The following is a 22305-nucleotide window of genomic DNA, read 5'->3' as shown; positions in this document are numbered from 1 at the left end:
ACCCTTTGCGTCAAGGGGTGAACACCTCCCGGGAGACCTGAGGAGTCCTCTAAATCCATGATTCGATTATGGAAATCGTCTAATGCAAGCAAGGGGCCATACCCGTGGGCACTAGACGAATGGAGGGGGTCTTGCTAGTTTGGCACGGTCCTTGATTGGGGAAGTCGTCAGGGACACCTTTTGTGTCGGTGGGGAGCCCTAGTCCATGGCGATGGAACTCAAGCAAAGCCTGAAGCTTTCGCAGCAGCTGGTGATGACGCCGCAGCTGCAGCAGGCGATCAAGCTCCTTCAGTTGTCGAGGATGGAGCTGCTGGAGCAGGTCCGGGAGGAGATGGAGCAGAACCCGCTCCTGGAGCAGCCGGACGAGCAGGCGCCCCTGGATGTGGCGGAGAAGGAGCCGGGCGAGGCCTCCCTGGAGGCGGCCAACATCGAGGTGCCCCGGGACCAGGAAGCCTCGATGGTGGGCGACAGCACCCCGGAGTTCAAGGGTGACTCGGACAACCCGCCGGAGATCGACTGGGAGGCGTACCTCAACAGCTACCAGTTCAACGAGCAGAGCACGCCCTCCAACCGGGGCAACGTGGCCACCGAGGACATGCCGTCCTTCGAGGCCAACCTGGTCAAGAAGGAGGACCTGTTCGACCACCTGCAGACGCAGATGGGGATGCTCAAGCTCAACGACGCCGAGCGCCGGGTGGCGCTGCTCATCATCGGCAACCTGGATGATGACGGCTACTTGAAGCTGCCCGAGGTGGAGGGCGATCCGCTGATTCGCCTGGCCAACGAGGCGGACGTGCCCATGCACGTGGCGGAGCGGACCCTGCGGCGCATCCAGAACCTGGACCCCAAGGGCTGCGGCGCGCGCGACTTGCAGGAGTGCCTGCTCATCCAGGTGCAGGCGCTGAAGGACAAGTACTCCCCGATGCTGGGGCTGATGATCAAGCGGTACATGAAGTACCTGGAGAGCAAGAACCTGCCGGCCATCGCCAAGGAGCTGAAGGTGCCCTTGGAAGAGGTGGTGGCGGCGACGCGCCTGCTGCCCAAGCTGGATCCGAAGCCGGGCCGCAACTTCAGCGGGGATGACGCGCCGTACATCACCCCGGACGTGTTCGTCTACAAGATGGGGGACGAGTACACGGTGGTGCTGAACGACGACGGCCTGTCGAAGCTGCGCATCTCCGGGGCGTACCGGAACGCGCTGAAGAACGGCGCGGTGTCGCCGGGGCAGACCAAGGAGTTCATCCAGGACAAGCTGCGCAGCGCGCAGTGGCTCATCCGCTCCATCCACCAGCGGCAGCGCACCATCTACAAGGTGACCGAGAGCATCATCAAGTTCCAGCGGGACTTCCTGGACAAGGGCATCGCCCACCTCAAGCCGCTCATCCTGCGGGACGTGGCCGAGGACATCGGGATGCACGAGTCCACCGTGTCGCGCGTGACGACGAGCAAGTACGTCCACACGCCGCAGGGCATCTTCGAGCTGAAGTACTTCTTCAACTCGTCGATTGCCCGCGTGTCCGGAGAGGACACGGCGAGCGAGGCGGTGAAGCACCACATCAAGCAGCTGGTGTCGCAGGAAGACCCCCGCAACCCGTTCTCGGATCAGAAGATCGTCGAGCTGCTCAAGGCGCAGGGCACGGAGATCGCCCGGCGCACGGTGGCCAAGTACCGCGAGGTGCTGGGCATCCTCCCCAGCAGCAAGCGCAAGCGCTACTTCTGAGGTAGCGCCTGGACGAGGAGGTGCCGGCTTCAGGCGGAGCGCGCGTGCGCCTCCGCCGTCGCCGGGCCTGCCGTCGCCAGGAAGCGCGTCACGCGCTCAGCCATCCAGCCTCGGAACGCATCGTTCGTCGGCGGGATGTGCCGGCAGTTCGGGATGAGCTCGACCTGGGCGTGGGGGATGAGCTCCTTCATGCGCGCGAGGAGCTTCGGCCCCGGGAAGCTGAGGTCGTTGTCGGCCCCGACAACGAGGGTCGGCGTCTGGAAGCCGCGCAGCCGCTCGGCCGTCGCCAGCGGCGGCGGGCGCAGATCGGGCACGAACGAGCGCATCGCGTCTCCGAGGTAGCGCCCCCACTCCTCGTCCCACGTGGTGAGCAGCGGCGTCGCGAAGCGGCGCAGGCGCTCCTCCGACGGGAAGCTGCGGTAGAGCATCATGGGGATGGCGAGCTGGGTGAGCCCCGCCCACACGGGACCGGAGACGACCCCCGCGGGTACCAGCAACACCAGCCGCCGGACTCGGGCAGGCGCGACGGTGGCCGTCTGGAGCGCGACGAAGCCGCCCCAGCTGATGCCGTAGAGGTCGACGCTCTTCAGGCCCAGGCCGTCGAGGACCTCGAGCAGCCAGCGCGCGTGCGCGTCGGTCTTCAGCGGGGGCCGTACCTCGGGCCCTCGGATGGACTGGCCGGGCACGTCGGGAAGCAGGACGTGGAAGCGCTCGGCCAGCGGTCCCAGCTCGTTCGCGGCGTGGGCGGAGCTGGCCATCGCGCCATGCAGGACCAGGAGAGGGGGCAGCGCCGGGTCACCGACGCAGAGCACATGGCTCGGTCCGAGCGTCGTCGTGACTTCGCGGTGGGTCACCGGGGCCCGCACGTGAGCGAGGAACCGCGAGTACCAGGCGTCGAGCGTGCTTCGGGCGGAGGCGTCGCGAAAGATGCGTTGGCTCATGGGCTCTTCCTTTGGGTGGGGCGTTGAGGGCTTCGTGTGCGGGGGGCAGGGGCGGGCCTCAGCCCGTCGAGGTGCTGGCGCATGAGGCGGCCCACCAGCGCGGCCGGGTCGGGGTGCCCACCCTGAACCCAGGCGATCAGCGCGAAGTAATAGAAGGAGAAGTAGGCGACCCCGAGGAGGGCGGTGCTCGCGTCGCTGGCCAGCTCTCCCTCGCGCGCGGCCTCGTCCGCCAGCGCGGTGATGCGCTGGTGGACCTTGGCCACCTGGGCCGCGAACCGCTCCGCCCAGGGGGGGGAGGCCAGGAGCGACTCCTTGAGCAGCGTGCGGGAGAGGGCAGGGCGGTCCGCGTAGAAGCCGAACATGCGGCGCGTCAGGTGGGCGAGGCGCTCCTCCAGCGTGCCCTCCGGCACGGTGCCCAGGGCCTCTTCGATTTCACGCTCGAGGTCCTCGAAGAGCGCGGCATGCAGCAGGTCCTCCTTGTCACGGAAGTGCAGGAGCACCGTCCCCGTCGCGACCCCCGCCTCGCGGGCCACCTCACGGATGTTCGTGTCGACGAAGCCCCGGGCCTCGAAGTGCCGCTTGGCGACCTCGAGGATGAGCCGGCGTGTCTCGGTCTTTTGTTCGGCGCGTTTCATTGGATGAACACGTTCAGTGAACACGTTCATTAACACCGACATTCCGCGCAGGCAAGGCCTCCCCCGGGCACAATGGGGTCATGAGTACGGACACGGAGCTTCCCCGCAGGGACCCCCTCCCGCTGGTCGTCCCACCGGTGACGCTGGAGGGGAGCACGGTGCGCCTGGAGCCCCTGCGCCCGGAGCACGCCTCGGCGCTGGCCTCCCTCTGCGAGGACGAGGTGTTCGAGTTCACCTCGCAGGTGATGCGCACGGAAGCGGACCTCCAGGCGTACATCGCCGCGGCGCTGCGGACGGCCGAGCAGGGCACCGAGCAGCCCTTCTTCATCCGGGACCGGGAGACGGGGGCGCCGCTGGGCACCACGCGCTACATGACCATCTCGCGCGCGGACCGGACGCTGGAGATCGGCCACACGTGGCTGGGGCGGAGGGCGTGGCGCACGCGGGTGAACACCGAATGCAAGTTCCTCCTCTTGCGGCACGCCTTCGAGACACTCCAGGTGATGCGGGTGCAGTTCAAGACGGACCAGCGCAACGCGCGCTCGCGGGCCGCCATCGAGCGGCTCGGCGCGAAGTTCGAGGGCATCCTTCGCAACCACATGCTGGTGCGCGGGGGCGTGGTCCGGGACTCGGCGTACTACAGCATCCTCGACACCGAGTGGCCCCAGGTGAAGGCGGGGCTGGAGGAGCGGCTGGCGCGAGAGTGATAGGGTCTCGCGCCGCATGCTTCGCCTCCGCCGCTTCCTTCCCTCCTTCGCACCCCTCTCGTCTCTCGCCCTGCTCGGGCTGCTCGCCGGTTGCGGCGGGCGCACCGAGACCCGGCCCGTCTCCCTGGAGGAGCTCGCCGACCGGACGTTGACCTTCACCCTGGTGGACCTGGACCAACTGGAGACGCCGGACGCGGCGGGCTCGCACCGCTTCACGCTGACGCTCTCCCAGCCGGAGGAGGGCTGCACCCAGCTCGAGGCGGGCGTGACGGCGACCTTCAACGGTCAGCTCATGGAACTGGAGCCCGGAGGCATCGTGGGCACCGGCGGCCGCGAGGTGTGCGAGGAGACGCGCGCGTGGCTGGACTTCAACCCGGAGGCCTGGGACGCCGAGCCCGTCGAGGACGCCCGTGTCTTCCTCCAGGGCGAGGACGGCGCGCGCGTGGTGACCCTCATCCTCCAAGGCGCCAAGGCCAAGCGGCACTTCGTCTACGAGGGCGTGGGCGCGGGGACGACGCTGCGGCAGGGCCAGCGCTACACCTACCGCTGGCAGCCGGCGGAGGAGAGCCCGGGTCCCGTGACGGCCAGCCTGCTGCGCGAGGAGGGGCGGGCCCCCGCCTTCCTCCAGGTCGAGCAGGACGGCAGCGCCGTGAGCTTCACCTTGCCGGAGGCCACCCCCGCCGCCATCCACCTGCTGACGCTCAGCGCCAACTTGGAGGCCACGGTGCTCGACTGCGAAGGGGTCGCTGCCTGCGTGGGCGGAATCCGTCACGCCAGCGACTTCGAAGTCACCGTGGCGCCCTGAGCCCGGGACTTTCCGCACGTTGTCGCACCGGAGCGGGCCGCGTGGGTGTTGAGCGGTGGACGGGCCGCGCCGCCCAGTGGTGACCAGCGGTCGGCCCTCCCTGGAGGGCGGGTGAATCGGGGAGGGGGCGTCACCACCTTGCGGCCCTCATGGACCGGCCTGCCCATTCGCAAGTGTCGCCCCGGACCGTCTGGACGGTGGGGCTCAACGTGCTGGCCATCGTGGCGTTGGGCCTCATCCTCTACCAGTTGCGCCCGATGCTGGCGCTGCTGGCCATTTCGCTGATGCTGGGGCTGGCCCTCGACCCGCTGGTGCGGCTGTTCCAGCGTCTCGGGCTGTCTCGGGGCTGGGGCGTGCTGCTGACGCTGCTGTCCGTCATGGGGCTGTTCGGGCTGGTGGGGCTCACCATCGTCCCGATGATGGTGGAGCAGGTGAGCAGCCTGGTCTTCGCGCTGCCCGGGTTCATCGAGCGGGTGAGCGGCTCACCGTGGCTGCGCTCGCTGGATCAACGTTTCGGCCTGATGGCCTTCGTGGAGCGCGAGCTGCTCTCCTTCTCGGCCACCGTGGCCGGCTCGGCGTTCGACGTGCTCAGCTACACGCTGGGAGGACTGGTGACGGGGCTGGCCGTGCTCACCCTGTCCGTCTTCGGGCTGCTGTCGGGCGGCCACCTGTTCGACCAGGGGCTCCACTGGATGCGGCCGGATCGGCGCGCGGACGTGCGGGGCCTCATCATGGCCATGCGCGAGGCGGTCAGCGGCTACCTCGTGGGCGTCTTCCTCGTGTGCGCCCTGGGCAGCGTGGTGACGGGCGTCACCACCTATCTGTTCGGGGTGCCGTACTTCCTCGCGCTCGGGATGCTGTACCTGGTGCTCGGGTTCATCCCGTACATCGGCAGCCTCATCGTGGCCATCACCGTCTCGCTCACCACCCTGGCCACCGTGGGCTTTCGCCGCGCGCTCATCGTGCTGGTGCTGTTCCTCGTCTACCAGCAGATCGAAGGCAACGTGGTGCAGCCGCTCATCCAGCGGCAGACCTTGAAGATGAACCCCCTGCTCATCGCCATCGTCGTCATCATCGGTGCGATGCTGATGGGGGTGCTGGGAGGCGTGCTGGCGCTGCCGGTCGCCGCCGCGTTGCAGGTCGTCCTGCAGCGGGTGCAGCGGGCGCGCTCTCGCCGCTGGGAGCAGGAGGCCCGGCCTGGGGGACCGCCGGACGGAGGCCTGGGCCCGCCCGTGCCGCAGGGCAGGCAAGAGGAACTGCCATTCTCCGAGGACTCCGAGGAGCCCCTGCCCCACTGAGCGCGGGGGAGGGTCGCCAGGTTGGGAAGTGAGCGAGCGTCGGTTGCCTGCTCGTTGTCCAGTCGGAAAGCCCCTCGGACTTGGGTCCAAGCCTGGCTGCCAGGAGTTGCCGGGCTCCCGGGCCACCCCCACCGTGCCTGGGTACTCATCTGGAGGACTCATGCCCCGCAACCCCGATCCACGCAACGCCAACCCCCAGCCCCCCTTCTCCGAGAAGCCCCAGGCGCACCCCGGTATCGAAGAGCGCATGAGCCAGGCGCCCGACTACGGCGAGGACTCCTATAAGGGGCTCGGCCGGCTGAAGGATCGCGTGGCGCTGGTCACCGGCGGCGACAGCGGCATTGGCCGGGCGGTGTGCCTGGCGTTCGCCCGCGAGGGTGCGGACGTGGCCTTCGGTTACCTCAGCGAGCACGAGGACGCGGAGAAGACGCGGCGGCTGCTCGAGGAGGCGGGGCGGCAGGTGCTGACGATGTCCGGAGACCTGGCCGTCGAGGCGCATTGCCGCAAGCTCGTCGAGGACACGGTGAAGCGCTTCGGCCGCATCGACGTGCTGGTGAACAACGCCGCCTTCCAGGGCAAGGAGGTGGAGAAGTTCGAGGACCTGGACCCCGAGCGCGTCGAGCGCACCTTCCGGGTGAACATCCTGGCCATGTTCCACCTGGTGCGCCTGGCGCTGCCGCACATGAAGCCGGGCAGTGCCATCATCAACGTGGCCTCGGTCCAGGCGTATCAGCCCTCGGCGGGCATCCTCGACTACGCGAGTACCAAGGGCGCCATCGTCACCTTCACCAAGGGCCTGTCGCAGTCGCTCATCGAGCGCGGCATCCGCGTCAACTGCGTGGCGCCCGGGCCGGTGTGGACGCCGCTCATCCCGCAGTCCTTCAGCGGCGAGCACCTGAAGAAGTTCGGCGAGAACAACCCCACGGGCCGTCCCGCGCAGCCCGCGGAGCTGGCGCCCTCCTTCGTGTTCCTCGCCAGCGACGAGTCGCGCTACGTGAACGGGGAGATTCTCGGCGTCACGGGCGGCAAGGTGCTGGCGTGAGCCGCCGGACCCGGCACCCAGACTCCTTGTCACTGGAACCACCCTCCGGGATGTGCCGTGCGTGATCGTCGCGGCGGCGGAGAGGGCCCAGGTGGCGCGGGTTGTCAACGCTTCCTCGCGCGTCGAGGACTGTGTGGCACCCAACCCATCGCGTGGCTCCCCCCGCTGGATCCAGAAAAGAGCGGAAGTGGCTGAAAACCCTCGGGAATAAGGGACTAAAACCACCTGTCCGATGAAAGGTGGCTCGGGTCTCCGGAACGGCCATCGCGCAGTCGAAACGCCGGGTGGGTTGCTTTTGTCCCCCCGGACCGTTTCTGATCGGAGATGGAGCACCGTCCTACCCACTGAGGAGGCAGCTACGCATGCAGATGAACATCACCTTCCGCCAGTTCGGAGCGTCGGATTCCCTCAAGGAGTACGCACGCGAGAAGGTCGACCGGGTAAATCGGTTGTTGGACCGGGCAGGTGAAGCGCATGTGGTGCTCTCTCTCGAACGCCATCTGCACCACGCGGACATCACGATCCACTCGGGTTCGTGGGTGCTGAGAGGCCGAGAGAAGAGCGAGGACATGTACGCGTCCATCGATCTGGCGATGGACAAGATCGAGCGGCAGCTGCGCCGCTACAAGGACAAGCTCAAGACGCACCATGGTCGTGAGCGCGTGCATCACCGGCAGGGGCTGGTGCAGCAGCTGTCGCGCGTGCGCCACGCCGTGTTCGACATGCCCGACGAGCACCACGAGGAGGCGGCCGCTGAGCCGGCTTCGCAGGCTCAGTCGCTCCGGGCCGCCGCGTCGGCTCCGACGACGGAGAACCCGGCCGCGAAGTCGGATGTCAGCTCCGCGCACCGCGTGCTGCGCACCACGCACCTCACCGTCCAGCCGATGAAGGTGGATGAGGCGGTGATGCAGATGAACCTGATGAACAACGACTTCTACGTGTTCCACAACGTGGATTCGGACGCGATGAGCGTGCTCTACCGCCGCAAGGACGGGCAGTACGGCCTCATCGAGCCGCACGAGCCCCAGGCCAATCCGTAGCGGTTGAGCAGGACGTGCTCCGCCTCACCCCTCCGGGAGGCGGAGCGCGCCGGGCTAGCGCAGTAACGGGAGAGAGAGCGTCGAGGCGCGAAACGCGTATCGCCCTCGCTTTTGTCTCTTCGTGGGGCATGCTGTCCGGGCATGAGGAACGCTCCGGTGCTGGCGCGCCTGCTCCTGGCGCTGAGTCTCTCCTTGCCCGCGGCATGTGCTACCTCCCAGCCAGCAAGGGCTGAAGGGGGTGAACCCCAGGCGGTGCGGACGAGCCAGTTGCCAGGAGGCCGATTGAGGCTCTCCTTCGCGCCGGCGGCTCCCCGCCCGGACCTTGATTCGTTCCGGTTGGAAGAAGCTCAGGCAGCGCTCACGTTCCTCCACGCGACCTTCCTGGCGGAGAGGCCTCAGATTCGGATCCTCGCCCCTTCTGGGGCCAGGCTCTTGGGGGGCGCTGATTCCGCCAACTGGGAGCAGGCGCTGCGTCAGGAGTTCCTGTCACGCTTCGGCTTGAGCCTGTTGCCGCTCCCGTCATCCTTGGAGAAGAGCCGTCTCTTCCAAGCCTTGAAGTTATCCCCCCGCTATATGGGCTCGGGTGTACGCGAGGCGGCCGAGGAGCTGTTCAGCTCACCGGTCTTCGTCGCCAGCGTGTGCTTGTCGGTGGGGGTGTACTTCGCGGCGTGGTTGGCGCCCGAGCCGCTGTTCTCCAAAGCGTTCGCGGCGACGTTGACGGCGGTGCTGGCCATCACGGTGGGAATCTTCGAGGTGGCGAACCTGGCGCTGGCTTGCCTCCGGCTGTACCGGGAGTCCGAGGCGGCGAGGACGGAAGGGGAGCTGGAGGCGGCATCCGAGCACTTCGGCAAGGCGGTGGGTGGGACGGCGCTGCGGGTGCTGGTGATGGTGGCGAGCATGGGGGTAGCGAAGGGGATGCCTACAGCTCCTTCGAGGGGGCTGGGGGCGTTGCTGGGGCCGCCACGGTACGCGATGGAGGGAGGGTTGGCGGTGGGGGCGGCGGGCACGGCCCAGGTGGTGGCCGATGGCAGCCTCATTATTGGTGGGGCAGCGACAGGAGAGATGGCCGCGCGACTGTGCGGTGGGCTTGCGGTCTGCTCGACGATGGAGGAGGTGCGTGGCGGGGGAGGTGGCACGAAGCTATCGACGCGCTATGGCCCGCCCCACACCCAGCAGAACCCGCCCCACAACGAGGCCATCGAGAGGGAGTTGGCCATCCGAGAGGCGGCGGGGCATACCCAGCTGCGGAAGAACAAGGCTCAGGTCGATGCGCGCGGCAGGCCGGTCTTCGATGGAGAACCCGCGGATGGAACCCTCTTTCGCCGGCCCGATGCTTCGTCCCTTCGTCCCGATGGCATGCGGCAGAACACCAATTATGTCTCCAACCCGAAGGACCTGAAGCGTGAGCTGGACGCCTTCGAGGCCATGGTTCGAGCCGACGCTCGGTCCATCCATGAGCTGTTCATGCTCGATGGGACATTGCTCAGACGATACGTCCCTCCCGGCGTGAGCTATCCCTAGTAAGAGGCTGAGAAGAGAGATGGCACACACGCGGGATGTCGCTCAGGACCGGGAAGAGCTGGTCAAGGCGTTCAAGCAGGGTGACGAAGCCCGGGCGCGTGAGCGGGTGTCGCGGCTGGGGGAGGGGCCTCGGCAGGTGCGGCTTGTGCTGGAGGCCATGCTGGAGGACTCCCAGGGATTGGTGCGACAGGCGGGGGTCTTTGGTCTGGGAGAAGTGGGCGGAGCCGCCAGCATCCAGCGCTTGGAGCAGCAACTCGCCATCGAGGAAGCGAGGGGGGATTACGACGCGGATGCGGTCGTGGAGGAGATCACCCGCGCGCTGGGACGTATTGAAGAGGTCGGGGCACGGGCAAGCCTGGTGCGAAGGCTGGAGCGCATGGCCAAGGGCAAGCCGGAGCGCTCGGATGTGTACACGCTGGTGCATGCGCTGTGGAGGCGTCGGCACCCCGACTTGGTGCCCGCCGTCAAACAGAGCTTGGAGCAACTCTCCTTGCCAGCTCCCCACGGTCTGCACGGCCTGGGGGTGCTGCTGGAGAAGTCCCCCGAAGAGCTTCAGGTGTGGGCTCGGGATCCGGCTGTACCCGTGGAGTACAAGACAGAAGTGCTCGTCGTGCTCGAGGCGGAGGTGCCTGCCACGCTGACCGCCACGCTGGCCGCGTTCATCGCGACCGCCCGAGAGCTGAGCGAGCAGACGAAGGCGCCGAACGATGCTGCCGCCTACTTCTGCGATTGCCTGTTCAGCCTGGTGCTTCTGCACCGGGAGCGCGTTCTAGGGGCGTTCTCACCAGAATCCCGCTCGGAGCTGCGAATGGCGGCTCGGAGTCTGGTCGTCGCCCCGCACAACTCCCTGCGGGCTGCGGTGGTGCTCAAGCTCGTGGGGCGCGCGGAAGACGCGGCGCTCCTCGATGTCCACTGCCCGGAGGACCCCACCTGCGCCAAGGTCTTCCGTGACGCGGCCCAGGTGTTACGCGAGCTTCATTAGGCCCTGGGCAGTGCTCAGCGCGCGGCGCCCGGGAGTCCGTGGGGTGTGCTGCCCGTGCTGGGGGACTTCGGCGCCGCGGCGGCCTGCTGCTGGCCCACGGGGTTCAGCCCATGGCCGAAGGTGAGCCGGCGCAGCTTCACGGGCAGGCGCCCCGGAGTGCCAATCTCCCCGAAGAGCGCCGCCGCTGCGGCCGTGGTGGAGGCGGGCTGGAAGGAGTAGACGGCGAGCACCGCCCGGGCCTCGTCCACCAGCTCGGTGAGATAGGGCAGCCCCATCGACACCACCACCACGGGGCGCCCGGTGGCGGCGGCCGTGGTGACGAGCTCCACCTGTCGTGAGTTGGTGACGCCCACCACCACCAGCTCCGCGCCCAGCGCCGCCTTCCGAGCCTGTTGCCGCAGCGCGGCACGACTCTCGGCGGACGGGTAGGGGGGAACATTGAGCACGGAGACGTGCGGGGCGCGCGCGCGGATGGCCTCCCCCAGCGAGGCCTCGGAGGTGATGACGGCGATGCGGGCCTCGCGGGGCAGGGGGAAGTGCCGCCCGTCGGTACGCAGCAGGGTCACGGAGGCGCGGGCGATGAGGTGGGCCACCTCGCTGTTACCTGGAGGGGGTGGGGTGGCCAGCCGCTCCTCCAGCCGGGGCGGGGCCTGGAAGAGGCCTCGGCGGACCTTGACGGTGAGGATGCGGCGCACGGCCTGCTCCAGGCGCACGGCCGACAGCTCCCCGTCGCGCGCGGCGGCCAGCAGCGCCTCGTACGCCTCCTCCTTGCGCTCCGCGCCCCAGGGCACCAGCACCATGTCCGCGCCGGCCCGCACCGCCATCACGGCGGCCCGACCCACGCCGTAGCGCTGGACGATGGCCTCCATCTCCATCTCATCGGTGAGCACCAGCCCGTCGAAGCCCATGTCCCGGCGCAGCAGCCCGTCCAGCACCTGGGGGTGGAGCGTGGCCGGCACCTCGTCCCCGGTGAGCCGGGGGATGGCCACATGGGCCGTCATCAGCCCGTCCAGCCCGTCCTGGATGACGGCGTGGAAGGGCTCCAGCTGCGCGAGCACCTCCTCGCGCGTCTCGCGCATCACCGGCAGCGCCGTGTGGCTGTCGATGTCCGTGGCCCCATGGCCCGGGAAGTGCTTGGCCACGGTGACCAGGCCCGCGTCCTGCTGCCCGCGCACGAAGGCCCGGCCCAGCTCGGACACCAGCGGCACGCTGTCCCCATAGGAGCGCACGCCGATGACGGGGTTGCGCGGGTTGAGGTTCACGTCCAGCACCGGCGCCAGGTTCATGTTGAAGCCCAGACGTCTCAGGTCTTGCGCTTGAGCCCTACCCGCCGCGTAGGCGAGGTCCGCCGAGCGCGTGGCGCCCAGGGCCATGTTGCTGGGCAGCACCACCACCTGGTCGCTGACGCGCACCACGGTGCCGCCCTCCTGGTCCAGCGCGAGGAAGGGGGGAATGTGGTCGGCCAGCAGCCGACGCAGGCCGTCGTTGAGGCGGGCCGCCTGCTCCGCATCGACGAGGTTGTGCTTGAAGAGGCACACCCCCCCTACCTGGCGGCCACGCACCAGCGCCTCCACCTCCTCGTCGATGTCGCTGCCGTAGAAGCCCACCATCATCAACTGCCCCACCCGGGCCTCCAGCGACATGCTGGCGAGCAGCGCCTCGACCCGGGCAGAATCCCCCGGGGACAGGGCGGCGGGAGGGGGCAGGGCCGAGGGGGTGGCCGTGGTGGGGGGCGCGGGGGCGGGCGCCGAGGCGCACAAGCCGAGGGACAGCAGCAGGGTGAGGCCGGCGAGGTGAGGGAAGGACACGCTGGGGGTGAATGCTAGTCGAGAGGCGCCACCCCCTCCACCTTCCAGCCGAGTGAGCGAAGCTGACCGGAAGAGGGCTTCTGGTGACAGGCGACCCTTGCGCGAAAAGTTGTCGAGGAGTAATTGCCCGTCGACGTCGAGGAGCGCCACCGCGGGAGCGCCAGTGAGAATCGCCGAGTTCCTCAGCCCCCAAGCCGTCGTCGCGGACATGCAAGCCCGCACCAAGCCCGAGGTGCTGCGCGAGCTGAGCGTGGCGCTGGTGCGTGCCCACCCCCAACTCCAGGAGGAACGGCTGGTGGAGGTGCTCAAGGAGCGCGAGAAGCTCGGCTCCACGGGCATTGGCGAGGGTGTGGCCATTCCCCACGGCAAGCTGCCGGGGATGACGCAGCTGCTGGCCACCTTCGGGGTGTCGAAGCAGGGCCTGGACTTCGAGGCCATTGACGGCAAGCCCACCCACCTGTTCTTCGCCCTGGTGGCGCCCGAGAACAGCGCGGGGGTACACCTCAAGGCGCTGGCGCGCATCTCCCGGCTCTTCAAGAACCCACGCTTCCGGGCCGCCATCCTCGAGGCGCCCAGCGCCGCGGACATCCACGCGCTGATTGTGCAGGAAGACGCGAGGCCCTGAAGGGGGCCGGGCTGGGGGGCCCATGGAAATCGTTCTTCGACCTGTCAGTGACCGCTTCTTCCAGGAGGCGGTTCTGCCCGTGCTCACCCACGCCATGGGCAACGCGGCCCTGGCACTGGAGGCCCTGAGCGGCATCCTGGCGGATGAGCAGTCCCGGTTCCTGTGCGAGCAGCTGATCTCCGCGGGGGCCCACGGCGGGTTGAGCACCCTGGAGCCCGAGTCCTGGGCGGAGCTGGTGGACCGGCTCGTCTTCCTCCAGTGGAGCCAGGGCGAGGCGGGCTGGGAGGTGGCGGGGCAGCGAGCGGGGTACGCCGGGGACTGGGACGAGGCGCTGCACCTGGCGATGATGGTGGAGTCGCCCGACTACCCCTACGCGCACGCGCGTGAGGCGCGGGCCGAGCGGGATGCGTTCCGGCTCAAGCCGCGGGGAGACATGGGGCTGGCCTCGCTGGTGGCGGGGGTGTGGGAGCCCTTCCCGGACTTTCCTCCGGATCAGATCTTCTCCACTCAGGGCCGGGGCGAGTACGTGCCCCGGGACCGCTTCGCCTTCGCGGACTGGGCGTGGCGGCCGGGCGGCATGGTGGCCCAATGGAACCAGAGCCTGCCGCGCAAGCTGGAGCGGCTGCTCACCCGGGAGCAGGAGCGGCTGAAGCTGACGTCGCTGCCGGAGCGCGAGGAGCTGCTGGCGTACTGGTCGGGCAAGGCGACCCAGCCGCCCCCGCTGGCGGTGGTCTTCTCCGGGCTGGGGCCCCGCGCCCCGGGGTGGATCCAGGAGATCGGCGTCATCACCGGCCACGTGCGCGAGGCGGCCCAGGAGCACACCGCGCTGGTGTCGCTGGTGACCAAGGGCGTCGAGATGCACCTCTAAGGTGCTAGGCGCCGGCCGCGCCCGGGGTCTCCAGGAGGAGGGTGACGGGGCCGTCGTTGATCAGCGCCACCTTCATGTCCGCGGCGAACACGCCGGTGCCCACCGTGAGGCCCCGCCCGCGCAGCCCCTCGCAGACGCGCTCGTAGAGCGCCTTGGCCGCCGTCGGCTCCATCGCGTCGATGAAGCTGGGGCGCCGGCCCTTGCGCGTATCTCCATAGAGGGTGAACTGGCTCACCACGATGAGCTGCTTGTGGGTGTCCTCCAGGGAGAGGTTCATCTTGCCCGCCGCGTCCTCGAAGATGCGCAAGGTGGCCAGCTTCTCCACCATCCACGGCACATCCGCCTCGCTGTCGCCCTTGCCCACGCCCAACAGCACCAGCAGGCCGGGGCCAATCTGGCTCACCTTCGCCCCGTCGATGGTGACTGACGCCTCGAGCACCCGCTGCACCACGGCCCGCATCGCTTCCTCCAGAGAATCTCTCGGTCTTCCGCGACCCTGAGGTTAATCCTGTCCAGGCGCTCGCCTGCCTGCTTTCTCGCTCCGGGTTGCCAGCCGCCCCGGGGTGCCGTCTACTAGCTCCGCCAGGAGGCGGGCTTTCGTCTGAGTCCCCCACCTTGAATGCGTCACAACCTCTTGGCGTAGTGCTCGATATGCTCGAGGAGGTCCGGCAGTCCGTGAGTGTGCGCCTGAAGTGGCTCTCCTGTGGCGTGGCGGTCGCCCTGGCGCTCTGGGCGGGCGTGGCCTCCGCGCGCAAGACGGGGCGCCCGCGCTCCCCGCCCCAGCTCCTGAGCGAGACGGGGCTGTACTCCGACTTCGGCAAGCACACGGTGGCCGCGCGCAACCTCGAGTACTCGCCGCAGTACCCGCTCTGGTCCGACGGCTCCATCAAGCGGCGCTGGTTCTCGCTGCCGGCGGGCACCGCCATCGACGGCTCCAACCCGGACAGCTGGGTGTTCCCCGTGGGCACGAAGTTCTGGAAGGAGTTCTCCTTCCACGGGCGGCGCATCGAGACGCGCTACCTGGAGCGCCAGGCGAATGGCTCATGGATGTATGCCACGTACGCCTGGAGCGAGGACGGCACCGAGGCGGTGCTCGTCTCGGACAAGGGCAAGCCGGGCTGCGAGCTGGACGGGGGGCGCTGGCACCTCATCCCCAGCGTCAATGACTGCAAGGTCTGCCACCAGGGCCAGCGCACCGAGGTGCTGGGCTTTGGGGCGCTTCAGCTCTCGCCGGACCGGGACCCGAACGCCGTGCATGGCGAGCCGATGCCCGCCCCCGGCGTGGACCTGAACTACCTGGTGAAGAACAAGCTGCTCAAACGTTTCCCGAAGGCGCTGCTGGAGTCTCCGCCTCGCATCGCCGCGGCCAGTGACACCGAGCGCGCGGCGCTGGGCTACCTGCACGGCAACTGCGGCCACTGCCACAATGATGAGGGCTCGCTGAAGATGCTGGAGTTCGCGCTGCGCTCCGCCCTGGGAGACTCGCCCTCGGCGCCCGAGCGCGGCATCGCCACGTCCATGGGACAGCCCATCAAGGCGCGCGCCTCGGGGCAAACGCAGGACGCGGTGTTGCGTATTGAACCCGGCCACCCGGCGCGCAGCGTGGTGATGCAGCGAATGGGCTCGCGTTACGCGGCGTTGCAGATGCCACCTTTGGGCACCGTAATTCTGGACGCCGAGGCAATTGCCCTGGTATCTCGCTGGATTGCGGAGAGCCCGACGCCCACGACGGCGCCCGTGCTGTCCGGCAGTTCTTCCAGCACACCGTGAGGAGGGGCAATGAAGTCGAGCCGTGTACTGTTACTGGTGTCTGCGGTTGCAGTGGGTGTCCCTGTTGTCGCCGCGGCGCAGGCCAAGCCGGCCACCAAGGCGCCCGCCAAGGGCAACAAGCAGGTTCAGCGCGGCGAGTATCTGGTTCGCATCGCTGGCTGTCATGACTGCCACACGCCGATGGCCATGGGCCCCCAGGGACCGGCTCCGGACATGACGAAGGCGCTCTCGGGCCACCCGGAGGGCATGCAGCTGCCGCCCGCGCCGGCCGCCCAGGGGCCGTGGATCGTCGCCTTCGCGGGGACGAACACCGCCATGGCGGGTCCGTGGGGCGTGAGCTACGCGGCCAACATCACCTCCGACAAGGACACCGGCATGGGTGCCTGGACGGAGCAGCAGTTCACCCAGGCGATGAAGACCGGCAAGCACATGGGCGCTGGCCGGCCGATCCTCCCGCCGATGCCGTGGCAGAACCTGGCGGCGATGACGGATGAGGACCTGAAGTCGGTCTTCGCGTACCTGAAGTCGACCCCGCCGCTCAAGAACAAGGTCCCCGAGCCCACGCCGCCCGCGGCTGGCGCGGGTGGTCCTCCGGGCGGTGCTCCGGCGGGCGGGCCCCCGGCTCCGACCCCGGCCCCGAAGAAGTAGTCGCTTCGCTCGACTGAATCGAGCCACGGAAGCCTGGCAGCCCCTCGGGGTCGCCAGGCTTCTTTCGTTCATGGCGCCTCAGCGCTCGGTGCGCTTGGGGTCCAGCGCGTCGCGCACGGCGTCGCCCAGGAAGTTGAAGCCCAGCACGGTGAGCGCCAGCGCGAGCCCGGGGAACAGGGCCACGTGCGGCGCCACGAGCAGGTACTGCGTCCCCTGATCCACCAGCGCGCCCCAGGAGGCGGTGCCCGGAGGCGCCCCCAGCCCCAGGAAGCTCAGGGAGGCCTCGGCGAGGATGGCGCCGGGGAAGGCGGACGTCACCTGGATGAGCAGCGGGCCCGCGGCGTTGGGCAGCAGGTGGCGGAAGAGGATGCGCGCATCGCTGCTGCCCAGCGCCCGAGCCGCCTGCACGTAGTCGCGCTCGCGCAGCGTGAGCACCTGGCCGCGCGCCAGCCGCGCGTAGCCCGTCCAGCCCGTGAAGGACAGGGCGAAGACCACGTTGATCAGACTCGGGCCCAGCACCGAGGTGATGAAGATGGCCAGGAGGATGCCGGGGAAGGCGAGCAACACGTCCACCGTGCGCATCAGGACTTCGTCCAGCCAGCCGCCCGCGTACCCGGCCAGCCCGCCCAGCGTCACCCCGACGAGCGCCGACAGCACCACGGCGAACAGGGCCACCACGAGCGACACCCGCGCGCCGTGGAGGACATGGGTGAGCACGTCGATGCCGTTCTCGCCCGCGCCCAGAAGGTGCCCCGGGCCGGGAGGCGCCAGCTCCGAGGCGAGATCGATGGCCTCGGGCGCGTAGGGGCTGAGCACGGGCGCCAGCAGCGCGGTAAGCACCAGCAGCACGGCCACGCCCAGCCCGAAGCGGCCGCCCCACGTGTGCGGGAGGGAGCTCACGAGCGCCTCCGCACGCGCGGGTCCACCAGCGCATACGCCACGTCGGTGAGCGCGTTGACGAGCACGTAGCACAGGGTGAAGACGAGCACCGTGGCGCGCACGGTGTTGTAGTCGCGCCGCTCGATGGAGGTGAGCAGCAGGGTGCCCATGCCGGGCCAGGCGAACACCTTCTCGGTGACGATGGCGCCGCCCAGCAGTGAGCCGAACTCCAGGCCGAGCACGGTGAGGATGGGCAGCAGCGCGTTTCGGAACGCGTGCTTCCACAGCACGACGCGCGGGTGCAGCCCCTTGGCGCGGGCCACGGTGACGAAGTCCTCGCGCAGCGTCTCCAGCACCGCCGCGCGCGTCATGCGAGACAGGAACGCGGCCAACGCCGTGCCCAGGGTGAAGGCGGGCAGCACCAGGTGGCGCCAGGACTCGGCGCCCGACACCGGCAGCCAGTCGAGCCACAGCGCGAAGACGATGATGAGCATCGGCCCCAGCCAGAAGCGCGGCAGGGCCACGCCCGCCACCGCCACCCCCATGGCCGCCGAGTCCACGGCGGTGCCCTTGCGCGCCGCCGCCGCCACGCCGAGGGGAATCGCGATGGCGATCGCGATGAAGAGCGAGGCCACCGTGAGCAGCAGGGTCTTCGGCAGCGCCTGGGCGATGGCGGGCAGCACCTTCTTCTGGAAGGGCGGCAGCGAGGTGCGCAGCTCGCCCGTGGCGAACCCCTTCGTGAACGTCCAGAGCTGGGAGTACCACGGCTGGTCCAGGCCCACGGCGCGGCGCATGGCCTCGCGGTCCACCTCGGAGGCCTGCTCACCCAGCATGACGTCGATGGGGTCTCCCGGCACGAGGTGGAGGAACAGGGAGACCAGCAGCAGCGCGCCCACCACGGCGATGCTCGCGGAGAGGACACGCCTCATGGCGCCACCATCCGCGCCCGCTCCAGCGGGGTGAAGAAGCCATGGGCGCTGGGCTCGAAGCCCTCCAGCCGCCGGGACACCACCGCCACGCTGCTCTCGTGCCACAGCGGCGCGGAGGGCAGCAGCATGCCCACCCGCTCCTGCGCCCGGGCGTAGAGCTCTCGGCGCTCCTCGCGGGAAGCCTGGCTGGCCCGGTCCAGCAGCGCGTCCAGCGCCGCATCCCGGAGGCCGCCGCGGTTCAGCCCGCCCCAGAGGTTCTCCTCCGTGGGCACGTTGCGCGAGTGGAACACGCCGCGCATCAGATCCGGCTCCATCACCGCGGCCCACTTGAGCGTCACCATCTCGAAGTTGCCCCGGCGGATGTCATTGAAGAGGGTGCCGAACTCCAGGGTCCGCACCTCCACCGCCACGCCGCCCCGCGCGAGCTGCTCCTGGAGCACCAGCGCCACCGACTTGCGGAACCGATCCGTGCTCGACTTGAGGCTCAGCGTCAGCCGAGGCCGCCCGCCGGGACCGTCCAGGTCGGGGTAGCCCGCCGCGTCCAGCAGCCGCGCCGCCTCGGCCGCGTCCGGCGCGCAGTCCCCACCCGGCGCGTAGGCCCAGTGGGTGGTCGGCAGCAGGCCCGTGGCCGGTACCGCCAGCCCGTGGAACTTGTGCTCCACGATGGGGCGCACGTCGATGAGGTGGCACACCGCCTGCCGCACCCGCACGTCCGCCAGTGGACCGGAGCGCAGGTTGAAGCCCAGGTAGGCATGGCCCGTGCCCGGCCGTGTGAGCACGCGCAGCCCGGGTTCCTTTCGCAGGGCGGGCAGCACCGCCGGCGATACCGCGTTGATGACCAGGTCCGCCCGGCCCTTGCGCAGCTCCAGCACACGGGTCGTCTCGTCGCGCACCACCCGGAAGTACAGCCGGGGGATGGCGGGAGCCCCTCCGTGATAGCCCGCGAACGGCACCAGCGTGAGGTGCTCGTCGTCCGGCGCGGACTCGAAGCGGAACGGCCCGGCGCCTACCGGGTGCGAGCCCTGGAGCGCCACCCCCTCCGGGCCTGCTCGCTCGGAGGGCAGGATGCTCAGCGTCATCTCCGCCAGCAGCGGGGCGTAGGGCCGGCGCAGGTGGAAGCGCAGGGTGCGATCATTCACCACCTCCACCTTCTCGATGGGCTCGTATCGGTCCGCCCGAGGACTCTGGAGCGCGCGGTCGCGCACCCCCTCATAGGTGGCCTTCACGTCCTCGGCGGTGAGCGCCGTGCCGTCATGGAAGGTGAGTCCCGGTCGCAGGCGGAACTCCATCACGGTGGGCGACAGCTCCTGGAAGGACTCGGCCAGGGCCGGCACCGGGGCGCCCGTGTCATCGAAGACGATGAGGCCCGGAGCGATGAGCTGGCCGATGCGCTGCCCGATGGCGGCCAGGGCGAAGCGGTCATCCAGGCTGTCCGGAGGGGCCTCCAGCAGCACGGTGATGCCGTCCGGCGCGCGCTCCGGTCGACAGCCGGCGGCGAGCACCAGGCACAGCCCCAGGAAGGCACGGTGGAGCGGCGGCATCTGCTCCCGGTTTTGTCACACCCGGCTGGTAGGGTCGACCGTGTTGCCAATACTCCTTTCAGCGTACTTCTCCGCGAGCGGCCCGGGCGGTAGTGGAACAGAAGGTCGGTCCACGGGGTTGCAGGTGCGCTCGAATCCTTGCTCGATGAGGAAAAGTCCACATCCACGGCTCGGCACCTTTGGCTGGTGGATGAGCAAGCGCACAACCGTGGACGTGCCTACCCTTCGTCCCTTGATTCTGGTGGATCGCCTTCTCATGATGGCCCGCGTCTTCCCCGGAGCGAATGTGCAGGTTCATCGAGCCAGAGCCCTCTTGGCCGCGACGGCCATTTTCGTTGTTTCGCTGGCTTCAGCCGCTCACGCCGCCCCTGCGGACAAGCGTGCGGAGCGTGAGGCGCTGAAGACGGCGCTGCTCGAGGTCCTCCAACGCTCGTCCCTCAAGGCGGCGCGGGTCGGCATCCACATGCAGAGCCTGGATGACGGCCAGGTCGTCTTCGCCCAGAACGCGGACGAGCTGCTCAACCCCGCCTCCAACATGAAGCTCGTCACCGCCGCCGCGGCGCTGGGGATGCTGGGGCCCGAGTACCGCTTCGACACCGAGTTCCTGGTGGACCCGGAGCTGCCCGTCGACGGCAAGGTCAAGACGCTCTACGTGCGCGGCAAGGGTGACCCGTCCATCACCACCGAGCGCCTCTACGGCATCACCGCGGAGCTGTTCCACACGGGCCTGCGCGAGGTGCAGGACATCATCATCGACGACTCCTGGTTCGACACCGAGCGCACCCCGCCCGGGTATGACCAGGAGGAGTCGGACCGGGCCTACATGGCGCCCACGGGCGCGGTGAGCCTCAACTGGAACGCGACGGCCATCTACCTGCGGCCCGGGGAGTTGCCGGGCTCCAAGGGCGTGGTGGAGATGGAGCCCGCCAGCGACTTCTTCGTCATCGAGAACCAGCTCTCCACGGGCAGCCGGCGCGCCCGGCGCGTCTCGGTCACCAGCAAGCCGGCGGGTGACAAGCAGCGCATCATCGTGCGCGGCCAGCTTCCGCCCGAGCAGGGGGCGCTGAGCGTCTACAAGAAGATCGACAACCCGCCCATGTACTTCGGCTTCACGCTGAAGGAGATGCTCAAGTCGCGCGGCATCAAGGTGAAGGGCCGGGTGAAGCTGGGGCTGTCGCCCTCGCGGGCCAAGATTCTGTACGTGTCCCAGTCGGACACGTTCGACATCATCCTCAAGCGGCTCAACAAGCTGTCCAACAACTTCGTGGCCGAGACGCTGCTCAAGGCGATGGGCGCGGAGGTGAAGGGCGCGCCGGGCAGCTTCCAGAAGGGCATCGAGGTGGTGGAGCAGTTCCTCGAGCGCGACGTGGGGATTCCGCGCGGCACGTACGTGATGAAGAACGGCAGCGGGCTGAACGACACCAACCGGTTCTCGGCCGCGCAGCTCAGCCGCATCCTCTATCGGATGCACGCCAACTTCCCGTTGGCGCCCGAGTTCCTGTCCTCGCTGGGCATCGCCGGCAAGGACGGCACGCTCAAGTACCGCTTCGAGGGCAGCGAGGCGGTGGGCCGGCTGCGCGCGAAGACGGGCACGCTGGAGAACGTGTCGGCGCTCAGTGGCTACGTGCAGGCGGCCGGCGGCGAGAAGTTCATCTTCTCCATGATGGTGAATGACTACCCGGGGCGCTCGGGGCCGGTGGTGCAGGGGCTGGATGCGCTGGGCGCGGCGGTGGCGGCGACGGGCTCGACGATTGGGCCCTCTCGCGCGGTGGCGGCGCTGTCGGACAGCGTGAAGCCGGGCGGCGAGCTGGGCGAGGTGGCCAGCCGAATCAAAACGTACCTGGCGCTGGGCAAGCAGCGCGACCAGCGCAACATCAGCTTCCTGCGCACGGCGTGGCGCAGCGAGAGGGATCCGGCGGTGCGCGCGGTGCTGGCCGACGGCCTCTACCAGTCCAACCCGAATGACTACCTGGGGGCGCGCACGCTCCTGGACAGCTACGCGGCGACCGGGGACGTGTACGGGCGGCTGAGGACCGTGGCGCGTGAGCTGGCGGTGGAGGTGCCCGGCGTGGGCAGCATGGTCGAGCTGGCGGCCGGTGGGAACGCGGAGGCGCTGGCGCGGGTGGTGGAGCTCGCGGGGGCCTCGCGTGGAGACATGCAGGCGGAAGGCGAGCTGGCGGTGGCCCTGGGCGAGGTGGCTCGCACGGCGCCCGAGGAGCTGGTGATGGCGCTGCGCGAGGCCGGGGTGCCGGAGCGGGACACGGCCGTCACGCTGCTGGCCCGCGGGCTGGTGCAGGCCGAGGACGCGGAGCACCCGTTCTGGAAGTCGCTGCGCAAGCAGCTCGGGGCCGCGGATCCCGCTCAGGCCACGTTCGTGCGGAACCTGGATGCCGCGCTCTCGCAGAAGGTGGCGGAGCACAAGGCGCCCCGGGCGCTGGATGCCACGCAGATGGTGGTACCGGGAGTCCTGACGCCGACGTCGCCAGTGACTCCCCAGACGGCGGAGACGCGCCCGGGAGGGTAGTCCGGTCGCTTGCTGGGCCGCC

At 69.3% G+C, this 22305-nt stretch carries 20 protein-coding genes; 13 read left to right on the top strand and 7 right to left on the bottom strand.

Features of this window, described 5'->3' with window-relative positions; genetic code table 11:
- The first annotated feature begins 205 nt into the window (after positions 1 to 205).
- Complete coding sequence (gene rpoN / locus SYV04_RS11035) at positions 206 to 1720, top strand: RNA polymerase factor sigma-54 (RefSeq protein ID WP_321545649.1); 1515 nt, start codon at positions 206 to 208, stop codon at positions 1718 to 1720.
- Between the two features lie 29 nt (positions 1721 to 1749).
- Here the strand turns inward: rpoN and SYV04_RS11030 are convergent, their stop codons facing one another.
- Positions 1750 to 2661 (bottom strand): alpha/beta fold hydrolase, encoded by a 912-nt coding sequence (locus tag SYV04_RS11030; RefSeq protein WP_321545648.1) that lies wholly within the window; start codon positions 2659 to 2661, stop codon positions 1750 to 1752.
- Positions 2658 to 3296: a TetR/AcrR family transcriptional regulator gene (locus SYV04_RS11025; protein WP_321545647.1), complete on the bottom strand. Its 639-nt coding sequence runs from the start codon at positions 3294 to 3296 to the stop codon at positions 2658 to 2660. Before SYV04_RS11025 ends, SYV04_RS11030 begins: the two co-directional genes overlap by 4 nt.
- Positions 3297 to 3376: 80 nt before the next feature.
- On the opposite strand from SYV04_RS11025, the gene SYV04_RS11020 reads away from it, so the two are divergent.
- The 7 genes from SYV04_RS11020 (at position 3377) to SYV04_RS10990 (ending at position 10691) form a co-directional block, all read left to right on the top strand.
- The gene (locus tag SYV04_RS11020; protein ID WP_321545646.1) at positions 3377 to 4003 is read left to right on the top strand and encodes a GNAT family N-acetyltransferase; all 627 of its coding nucleotides are present in this window, start codon (positions 3377 to 3379) and stop codon (positions 4001 to 4003) included.
- Positions 4004 to 4019: 16 nt separating this feature from the next.
- Positions 4020 to 4808: a hypothetical protein gene (locus tag SYV04_RS11015; RefSeq protein WP_321545645.1), complete on the top strand. Its 789-nt coding sequence runs from the start codon at positions 4020 to 4022 to the stop codon at positions 4806 to 4808.
- A gap of 149 nt (positions 4809 to 4957) precedes the next feature.
- A complete protein-coding gene (locus tag SYV04_RS11010) occupies positions 4958 to 6106 on the top strand; it encodes an AI-2E family transporter (RefSeq protein WP_321545644.1) in 1149 nt (382 codons plus the stop codon).
- A 160-nt stretch (positions 6107 to 6266) separates the two neighbouring features.
- The gene (locus SYV04_RS11005) at positions 6267 to 7148 is read left to right on the top strand and encodes an SDR family oxidoreductase (protein WP_321545643.1); all 882 of its coding nucleotides are present in this window, start codon (positions 6267 to 6269) and stop codon (positions 7146 to 7148) included.
- A gap of 362 nt (positions 7149 to 7510) precedes the next feature.
- Positions 7511 to 8188, top strand: coding sequence for a ribosome hibernation-promoting factor, HPF/YfiA family (hpf, locus tag SYV04_RS11000; protein WP_321545642.1), 678 nt, complete (start codon positions 7511 to 7513; stop codon positions 8186 to 8188).
- Between the two features lie 282 nt (positions 8189 to 8470).
- Entirely contained in the window at positions 8471 to 9709 is a 1239-nt protein-coding gene (locus SYV04_RS10995; RefSeq protein ID WP_321545641.1) for a hypothetical protein, read from the top strand.
- Positions 9710 to 9728: 19 nt separating this feature from the next.
- Entirely contained in the window at positions 9729 to 10691 is a 963-nt protein-coding gene (locus SYV04_RS10990) for a hypothetical protein (RefSeq protein ID WP_321545640.1), read from the top strand.
- 14 nt (positions 10692 to 10705) lie between these two features.
- Here the strand turns inward: SYV04_RS10990 and SYV04_RS10985 are convergent, their stop codons facing one another.
- A complete protein-coding gene (locus tag SYV04_RS10985) occupies positions 10706 to 12499 on the bottom strand; it encodes a glycoside hydrolase family 3 protein (protein WP_321545639.1) in 1794 nt (597 codons plus the stop codon).
- Positions 12500 to 12662: 163 nt separating this feature from the next.
- Between SYV04_RS10985 and SYV04_RS10980 the strand changes: the two genes are divergently transcribed.
- Together SYV04_RS10980 and SYV04_RS10975 are read left to right on the top strand one after the other, a co-directional pair.
- The gene (locus SYV04_RS10980; RefSeq protein WP_321545638.1) at positions 12663 to 13124 is read left to right on the top strand and encodes a PTS sugar transporter subunit IIA; all 462 of its coding nucleotides are present in this window, start codon (positions 12663 to 12665) and stop codon (positions 13122 to 13124) included.
- Between the two features lie 22 nt (positions 13125 to 13146).
- Positions 13147 to 13992 carry a hypothetical protein gene (locus tag SYV04_RS10975; protein WP_321545637.1) on the top strand — a complete coding sequence of 282 codons (846 nt, stop codon included), beginning with the start codon at positions 13147 to 13149 and terminating at the stop codon, positions 13990 to 13992.
- Positions 13993 to 13996: 4 nt separating this feature from the next.
- On the opposite strand, the gene dtd is transcribed toward SYV04_RS10975, so the two are convergent.
- Positions 13997 to 14452, bottom strand: coding sequence for a D-aminoacyl-tRNA deacylase (gene dtd / locus SYV04_RS10970; protein WP_321545636.1), 456 nt, complete (start codon positions 14450 to 14452; stop codon positions 13997 to 13999).
- 215 nt (positions 14453 to 14667) lie between these two features.
- Here dtd and SYV04_RS10965 point away from each other — a divergent pair, with 215 nt between their 5' ends.
- Both SYV04_RS10965 and SYV04_RS10960 read left to right on the top strand, forming a co-directional pair.
- Complete coding sequence (locus SYV04_RS10965) at positions 14668 to 15762, top strand: hypothetical protein (RefSeq protein WP_321545635.1); 1095 nt, start codon at positions 14668 to 14670, stop codon at positions 15760 to 15762.
- A 9-nt stretch (positions 15763 to 15771) separates the two neighbouring features.
- Complete coding sequence (locus SYV04_RS10960) at positions 15772 to 16410, top strand: diheme cytochrome c-553 (RefSeq protein ID WP_321545634.1); 639 nt, start codon at positions 15772 to 15774, stop codon at positions 16408 to 16410.
- A gap of 78 nt (positions 16411 to 16488) precedes the next feature.
- On the opposite strand, the gene SYV04_RS10955 is transcribed toward SYV04_RS10960, so the two are convergent.
- The 3 genes from SYV04_RS10955 to SYV04_RS10945 are packed head-to-tail and all read right to left on the bottom strand — an operon-like array spanning position 16489 to position 19759.
- Positions 16489 to 17310, bottom strand: a complete 822-nt coding sequence (locus SYV04_RS10955) for an ABC transporter permease (RefSeq protein WP_321545633.1) — start codon at positions 17308 to 17310, stop codon at positions 16489 to 16491.
- Positions 17307 to 18218, bottom strand: a complete 912-nt coding sequence (locus tag SYV04_RS10950; protein WP_321545632.1) for an ABC transporter permease — start codon at positions 18216 to 18218, stop codon at positions 17307 to 17309. The genes SYV04_RS10955 and SYV04_RS10950 overlap by 4 nt, the downstream gene beginning before the upstream one ends.
- Positions 18215 to 19759: an ABC transporter substrate-binding protein gene (locus SYV04_RS10945; protein ID WP_321545631.1), complete on the bottom strand. Its 1545-nt coding sequence runs from the start codon at positions 19757 to 19759 to the stop codon at positions 18215 to 18217. Before SYV04_RS10945 ends, SYV04_RS10950 begins: the two co-directional genes overlap by 4 nt.
- 286 nt (positions 19760 to 20045) lie before the next feature.
- On the opposite strand from SYV04_RS10945, the gene dacB reads away from it, so the two are divergent.
- Positions 20046 to 22283 (top strand): D-alanyl-D-alanine carboxypeptidase/D-alanyl-D-alanine endopeptidase, encoded by a 2238-nt coding sequence (gene dacB / locus SYV04_RS10940; RefSeq protein WP_321545890.1) that lies wholly within the window; start codon positions 20046 to 20048, stop codon positions 22281 to 22283.
- Positions 22284 to 22305 lie beyond the last annotated feature (22 nt).

This window comes from Hyalangium ruber (assembly GCF_034259325.1).
GTDB classification, from domain to species: Bacteria; Myxococcota; Myxococcia; order Myxococcales; family Myxococcaceae; genus Hyalangium_A; species Hyalangium_A rubrum.
This window is presented reverse-complemented; position numbering and strand designations above follow the sequence as displayed.

Bases quoted from the DNA above. Each gene is read 5' to 3' on its own strand.
- rpoN (WP_321545649.1), top strand. From the start codon at position 206: ATGGCGATGGAACTCAAGCAAAGCCTGAAGCTTTCGCAGCAGCTGGTG.
- SYV04_RS11030 (WP_321545648.1), bottom strand. From the start codon at position 2,661: ATGAGCCAACGCATCTTTCGCGACGCCTCCGCCCGAAGCACGCTCGAC.
- SYV04_RS11025 (WP_321545647.1), bottom strand. From the start codon at position 3,296: ATGAAACGCGCCGAACAAAAGACCGAGACACGCCGGCTCATCCTCGAG.
- SYV04_RS11020 (WP_321545646.1), top strand. From the start codon at position 3,377: ATGAGTACGGACACGGAGCTTCCCCGCAGGGACCCCCTCCCGCTGGTC.
- SYV04_RS11015 (WP_321545645.1), top strand. From the start codon at position 4,020: ATGCTTCGCCTCCGCCGCTTCCTTCCCTCCTTCGCACCCCTCTCGTCT.
- SYV04_RS11010 (WP_321545644.1), top strand. From the start codon at position 4,958: ATGGACCGGCCTGCCCATTCGCAAGTGTCGCCCCGGACCGTCTGGACG.
- SYV04_RS11005 (WP_321545643.1), top strand. From the start codon at position 6,267: ATGCCCCGCAACCCCGATCCACGCAACGCCAACCCCCAGCCCCCCTTC.
- hpf (WP_321545642.1), top strand. From the start codon at position 7,511: ATGCAGATGAACATCACCTTCCGCCAGTTCGGAGCGTCGGATTCCCTC.
- SYV04_RS10990 (WP_321545640.1), top strand. From the start codon at position 9,729: ATGGCACACACGCGGGATGTCGCTCAGGACCGGGAAGAGCTGGTCAAG.
- SYV04_RS10975 (WP_321545637.1), top strand. From the start codon at position 13,147: ATGGAAATCGTTCTTCGACCTGTCAGTGACCGCTTCTTCCAGGAGGCG.
- dtd (WP_321545636.1), bottom strand. From the start codon at position 14,452: ATGCGGGCCGTGGTGCAGCGGGTGCTCGAGGCGTCAGTCACCATCGAC.
- SYV04_RS10960 (WP_321545634.1), top strand. From the start codon at position 15,772: ATGAAGTCGAGCCGTGTACTGTTACTGGTGTCTGCGGTTGCAGTGGGT.
- SYV04_RS10950 (WP_321545632.1), bottom strand. From the start codon at position 18,218: ATGAGGCGTGTCCTCTCCGCGAGCATCGCCGTGGTGGGCGCGCTGCTG.
- SYV04_RS10945 (WP_321545631.1), bottom strand. From the start codon at position 19,759: ATGCCGCCGCTCCACCGTGCCTTCCTGGGGCTGTGCCTGGTGCTCGCC.